Origin of the sequence: Bradyrhizobium sp. 160 (assembly GCF_023073735.1) — a bacterium.
Taxonomy (GTDB): domain Bacteria; phylum Pseudomonadota; class Alphaproteobacteria; order Rhizobiales; family Xanthobacteraceae; genus Bradyrhizobium.
In genome coordinates, this window is sequence record NZ_JADPKD010000011.1 from 1 (window position 1) to 866 (window position 866).

At 65.2% G+C, this 866-nt stretch carries 1 protein-coding gene; it reads left to right on the forward strand.

The window, feature by feature from the left end:
* Positions 1–105 precede the first annotated feature (105 nt).
* Positions 106–866 (forward strand): lysylphosphatidylglycerol synthase transmembrane domain-containing protein (locus IVA98_RS06125; RefSeq protein ID WP_247354460.1); only part of this gene is annotated, 761 nt, incomplete at its 3' end.

The following is an 866-nucleotide window of genomic DNA, read 5'->3' on the forward strand; positions in this document are numbered from 1 at the left end:
ACACGGCTATTGCAAGATCGGCGCCAAAACCATACCAAAGCGGCCGAATTCGGCGCCTCGCGTCGGGTTGCCTCCAATCTTCGCAAACCTGTTCATGCGGGCGAGATGCGCCGAATCCTGTTTTCTGCGGCCAAGATCCTGATTTCCGCGGCGCTGCTCTATCTGGCGCTGCGCAAGGTGGACCTGTCCGAACTGTTCTCGCGCTTCACGGTGTCCAGCCTGTTCTGGATCGGCGTGGCGATCGCGGTCGCGTTCCTGCAAATCTTCGTCGGCGTGCTGCGCTGGCGCGAGATCAGCGCCGCGTGCGGCGCGCCGCTCGAGCTCGGCCGTGCCATGCGTTACAACGTGATCGGTGCCTTCTTCAACCAGACCCTGCCGTCGGCGATCGGCGGCGATGCGATCCGGCTGTGGCTGGTCGCGCGCGCCGGCGCCGGCTGGCGCGCGGCGACCTACTCGATCTTCGTCGATCGCGCGATCGGCTTGATCGCGCTCGCGGTGCTCATCGTCGCAAGCCTGCCCTGGAGTTATACCCTCATCACCGATCCGCACGGGCGCTCGGCGCTGCTGCTCCTCGACTTCGCGGCACTGGCGGGTGGCCTCGGCTTCCTGATCTTCGGCGCGTTGAAATGGCGCTGGCTGAAGACCTGGTGGGCGACGCATCACATCCACGCCTGTGCCGTGATCGCCAATCGCGTGATCTTCAGCCGCAGCCGCGGACCGATCATCGCGGTCCTGTCGGTCCTCGTTCACGTGCTTGCCGTCGTCGTCGCCTGGTGCGTCGTGCAGGCGATCGCCGCGCCAATCAGCTTCGGCCAGATATTCCTGCTCGTCCCGCCGGTGATGCTGATCACCATGATGCCGATCTC